3 protein-coding genes are annotated in these 5,348 nt (G+C 39.9%); all 3 read right to left on the bottom strand.

What is annotated here, in order from left to right; translation table 11 throughout:
• Positions 1–224 precede the first annotated feature (224 nt).
• Positions 225–1,769: a glycosyltransferase family protein gene (locus BU200_RS09940; RefSeq protein ID WP_075099984.1), complete on the bottom strand. Its 1,545-nt coding sequence runs from the start codon at positions 1,767–1,769 to the stop codon at positions 225–227.
• A gap of 516 nt (positions 1,770–2,285) precedes the next feature.
• The gene (locus tag BU200_RS09935) at positions 2,286–3,530 is read right to left on the bottom strand and encodes a bifunctional folylpolyglutamate synthase/dihydrofolate synthase (RefSeq protein WP_075099983.1); all 1,245 of its coding nucleotides are present in this window, start codon (positions 3,528–3,530) and stop codon (positions 2,286–2,288) included.
• 178 nt (positions 3,531–3,708) lie between these two features.
• The gene (locus tag BU200_RS09930; protein WP_075099982.1) at positions 3,709–4,638 is read right to left on the bottom strand and encodes a helix-turn-helix domain-containing protein; all 930 of its coding nucleotides are present in this window, start codon (positions 4,636–4,638) and stop codon (positions 3,709–3,711) included.
• Between the last annotated feature and the right edge of the window lie 710 nt (positions 4,639–5,348).

Here is a 5,348-nt window from a genome sequence, read left to right as displayed (position 1 = left end):
CAAACGACTGGGATTGCCATCATGGGCTTAGTGCGCCCAAAAATAGGAAAATAAGCAAAAAGTAAGCTTCGAAAGCGAAGCTTACTGGAATTAATGCTTACAAATAGGGCTTACTTAACAACTACTTGAAGTTTTTAGAGGTGCCCATAAAAATCAATTCCAAAATAGAAACGAAATAACTAAAAAATAAAAGATATTGGGATAGACAGCTATCCCAATATCTTTTATTTTTTCTCATATAAAGCGAGTTGGCTCGTCTCCAATTCTACCTCTTCGTAATTCTTTTCTAGGTTTGATTTGACCCTATCTAGAAGCGGAAGCTGGGTATTGACAATGATATAACGTGCCTTATTCTTGTTTAAATCAAAGGCAAGTCCCTCTTGATTGGCCTTAGTATCCAAATAAGGACTAGCTGTCGGAATTTTTCCTGCTGATAGGCGTTCACTCTGGAGATATAGCTGGGCACTATCGTCCCAGGCATAGATATTATCCGAACGTTGCGAATGCTCCTTGATATAGCGCGCTACTTCCTGACGTTCTCTTATCATATCACCCGCAATGACGTAGTTAACCACTGGTTTCACCAACAAGAGGAGCAATAAGCCAAGTAATGGCAGGTAGATATGTGACCGAAGGTAGGAGTAATGAGCCATCTTTTTAGCCAGCAGGTCTTCATTTTTAGTAACAGAAGACAGATCTAGTAAGCCCATAATAAAACCATACGGTAAAAGGAGCACTAGATGGCTTAGCTCAAAGTGTCCATCCGCTATTAAAAATACGAGCTGCACAACAAAAGCTATCAAAATGAGACTCTTGAAATAAACCAATTTCCCCTGTCCCATTGACAACAATAGATGAAATAGATTCTTTAAAAATCCTGATAAGAGCAAGAATAAAGAGACTTGAATCAAGGTCCAAGTAAGACCACTATATGAAAAATCCAAGGCAAACTCATAGAAGAAGGTCTGTTGGATAGCAGCCCCCAACACCTGCTCTACAAAGGTGTAATAGCCTACTGCATAAGCAACGAGAAGAAATCCAAAGACCGTTGCCAAGGCTTGATATAGCCCTCTTGCCTTCTGGCGCTGTCTCACATTATAGACAGTCAGTACCAGAGCAGAAGCTCCCCACAATAATAGACTTTTAGGGTAAATCATAAAGGCAATTGCAGCGTGGATACCATAGATAATAAAGCCCTCGTCACGAGTTGCCCGTTCAAGATAACGCAGAACAAACCACAGACCAGCCAGCACAAATGGTAATGCAAACAAACTTGCTTGAACACCACCGATATTTAGCGCTAGGATAAACAAATAAAACCAATGTTGCAAACCTAGAGCCACGCGACCTGACTGACTGATATAGCTACAAATCTTATAAAAATAAATTCCCGCAGCAAATAAGACAAACCACTGTAACAAAACAAGACCCGCGGTCGTCTCAAACGCAGAACCAGCATATACCAATAAATAATACAGCACCCCACTTGTACCGAAAAACTGTCCATAAGGAGCCTGACCAGCATGCATGGCAAAGCCGGCATACAGATCCTGAGACTGAAGATTCGTAGCAAATGATGTCAAAAAAGGATTGGCAACACTAAGAAGACTCAAGATTAAACTCCACATTATAGAGGGAATAATCTTTGTTTTTGGCATATTTTTCTGAAAACCTTCATTAAAAGATAAGGGCTGTCTACCTTGGTGAACACGGCGACCGCGTCTTGAATAGCTCTCTAAACGGCTATACGTCACTTCTGTCTCTGTCATTGGATTCTCCTTACACAATTCATTTTATTATACCAAAAAGTATGCAGTCTGTCATTCTCTATTTCAATTGCGTCCCCTTCAAACAGCCTACCCCAACTCGTGAAAAGGGTGCTTCGTATGCCTTTATAGTCATTTAGTTTATATTTTTATTACTTCGTTAACTCGTCTTGTATAATTGAACTTTAGCTACAACTCACTGACAAAAAGATAAATACTCCTAGAAGCCACAGCTTCTTCGTCGTATTTCCTATTTTGTCTAGGAGTTGCTTAACGCTCTCGTATCTTGAGTTGTACTATTGAGAAAAGTTACACTTTTCTTATCTATCACTTGAAATAGTTATCAACTATTTCAACTACCTGCGACTCGTTGCCTAGTACTAAAAATAAACTAAACGGCTATAAGACTTCTCTAAAAACTGTTTTTTTCTTCATCTTCAAAGGTTTTTTCTCTCTCAAAGGAAACTAAAAAAGTTGAAAGAAATTGTCCAAAATGGATTTTTCTTCAACCTTGAATTTTTAGCTTTTTTTCAAAAAATCGTTCCGAATCTCTGAAATAAAATAGAGCGAACCTGTGATAAACAACCGGTCATCAGACTTGGCATTCATTTCCCATTCTTGGATAAATTGGGCATAATCTGTCACATAGGGTAAGTCATCTGGACAATCAAGCTCCTCTATGCCGCCATCATAGGCAAAGCTGGTCAATACCAATTCAGCACTCGGAAGCCTTTTTTTAATACACTCCAGCATCTCTCTAAAATCTTTGCGTTTTAAAGCCGAAAAGAGCAGCGTTACCTTTTGACCAGAAAGAGACTGTATAAACTCCACCAACCGTTCAATGGCAGGGAGATTATGCGCCCCGTCTAAGTAAATCTTTCCCTGCTGTCCCACCTTTTCTAAACGCCCTGCCCAGGTTGTTGTTTCCAAGGCCTGTCGCACCATGTTGGGGTCTATTGGACATTTACGCTCTGCCATGAGCAGACCAAAAGCCTGCAAAGCAAGGGCTGCATTTTCCTCTTGATGTCGACCAAGCAAGCCCAATTTAAGCCCTTCACATCTACTGGTCATATTTGTGAATATGCCATCTTTTAAAGAAAAATCTACTCCTTCGCGAAAAATCGGTGCTTGCAGAAGGTCCGCCCTCCTACGGCAGACCTCAAATGCTGTTGGAGCCACAAGTCCAACCAACACTGGAATGCCCCGTTTTATAATGCCTGCTTTTTGCTCTGCAATGTCCTCTAAGCAAGTCCCCAGTAGATCTTGATGATCCAAACCGATAGAAGTGATAATCGTTACCAAGGGGTCTACAACATTGGTCGTATCCAGTAAGCCACCTATCCCAACCTCAACTAAGGCAAAGTCCAAGGCTTGTTCCTTAAAATAGAGCAACATGACCAAGGTCATCACTTCAAAATAGCGAAAGGGCTCATAGACCTGCTCCACCTCTTGCTCCAGTAGAAAAACTCTCTCTAGCAATTCCTGAAATCGAGCTTCTGGAATCGGGATACCATTGATACAGATACGGTCATACACCGTTACCATGTGCGGAGACACAAAAGTTCCAACGCGAAAGCCCTGTGCTTCTAGCAAGTTTGTTAAAAAGGCTATAGTAGAACCTTTTCCATTGGTACCTGCTACATGAACGACAGGTAAATTTTTCTCAGGGTGCTCCAACAAATCCAGAGCATAGTGTATCTTCTCCATCTTGTAACGATAGACCTGCCCCTGCTTGGTCTGTAACCATCGCTCTAATATTGTCATTTCTACCTCCAACCTTGCTTTTTCTTATAGTAGCAACTTTCGTTTCAAAAATCAAAAAATTGGTGGGTTATTTCACCCACCAATCCGACCAGTCAACTGCGGCAACATAACGCATTGTCTTCATCATTCTTACCTCCTTTTCTCTTAGTAATCTTAGTATAATAGACCACCAAGAAAATCAACAGGACAAAAATGTCGTAAAATCCGTGGTATCCAGTCGCCACTGGTCATGTAGTCGCCCCATCAGATGTCGATTCCCCATCAATTGCGCAAAGATCATCGCTTCCTTACAATAGATATAAGCCCGCTGGACATCCCGGTGTACCAAAAGCTCGTATTTCCACCGTAACATACTAAAAATCGGGTATTTTTGAAAATCCTGCGTGATCTGCATAATCTGATCAAGTCCTTGGAATAAGGCAGGAATAGGATCGTAGATTCCCTTGGATCCCAAGACGCGGATAGCAGCAAAGATGACATTGCGAAGAACAAAAAGATCCTCTGGCTCCATCATCACCACCTGTTCGGGCAATCCTAACACCAGTCTCAAAAACACCTTTCTGCTAGCTGAACTCTTAGCCATCGTTGACAAGTAAGCATGTTCAATAAAAAGGTGAATAATCAACAAATCATTGACATCGTATTTAGGCTTCCATTCTATCTGTGGAATGTGGGTTTTGATAATCTCCTTACCAAAAACATCTGATTGAGTTTCTAACACATCAATCGTTGACTGTATGGTATCAATAGCAAGTCGCTCAATATCTGGCAACATATCGTAGAAGTGTTCATAGATTTCAAGCAGTTTTTCATTACGCTTTTCAATCAAATCAAGCTGATCATAGGTTGGGGTACGCAAAATATCATACTTGAGTTTCACATATTGATCTGGTAAATCAACATAATCAGGCATCAACTCAAACAAAGACAGGCCCAAACGATGCGCAATAAAAAATATTTTGGTCAAGGTTGGCTTTGATACACCTAGCTCAATCCGCGTCAACTGTCGGACGGTTAGCTCCAGCTCCCCATCACAAAACTGCTCTCTGCTCCAGCCATGTTCCTCTCTTAGCCTACGAACTTTATCTCCAAATCCTTCCTTCTTCATCCTACACTCTCCTAGAAACGTCTATATATTATACCAAAAATAATAAAGCATAGCAATCCTCTTTTACATATTCTTTAAGAAATATTAAAATTTTCTGTTACTATTCTGAAAAAACAAAATACAAAGTCTGTTAAAAACTCACAGCACACTCCCTTATGTATGAACCGTCACTTCTCTAACTGTTATAGCCGTTTAGTTTATTTTTAGTACTAGCTCAAACAGTCTGGGGAGAGACTGTTTGAGGTCGGAAATAAAGAAAACGAAGTTTTCGTCAAAACAGTCTGGGGAGAGACTGTTTGAGGTCGGAAATAAAGAAAACGAAGTTTTCGTCAAAACAGTCTGGGGAGAGACTGTTTGAGGTCGGAAATGAAGAAAACGAAGTTTTCGTTAAAAGTCGCAGGTAATTGTCTAGTTGATAACTAGACAAGTGACAGATAAGAAAAGTGTAACTTTTCTCAATGGTACAGCAAGACGAGTTAACGAAGTAATAAAAATATAAACTAAATGACTATAATACTATATTCGTAAACGGATGATATAGTATAGTTGTTCAGTTTACTTTTATACTCCCTATAAAAATTAAGGGAACTATATACCAGTTTACACTAGATACAATATATAGTATTCAAGATTATCAAAAAAGACGACTTCTAAACGGAAATCGTCTTTTAATAATGTCTAAACTCTCCAGAGTGTTCTCTCATATACTC

Origin of the sequence: Streptococcus acidominimus (genome assembly GCF_001921825.1) — a bacterium.
GTDB lineage: Bacteria > Bacillota > Bacilli > Lactobacillales > Streptococcaceae > Streptococcus > Streptococcus acidominimus.
The sequence above is the reverse complement of the archived record's forward strand: the minus strand, read 5'-3'. Positions and strand labels throughout refer to the sequence as shown.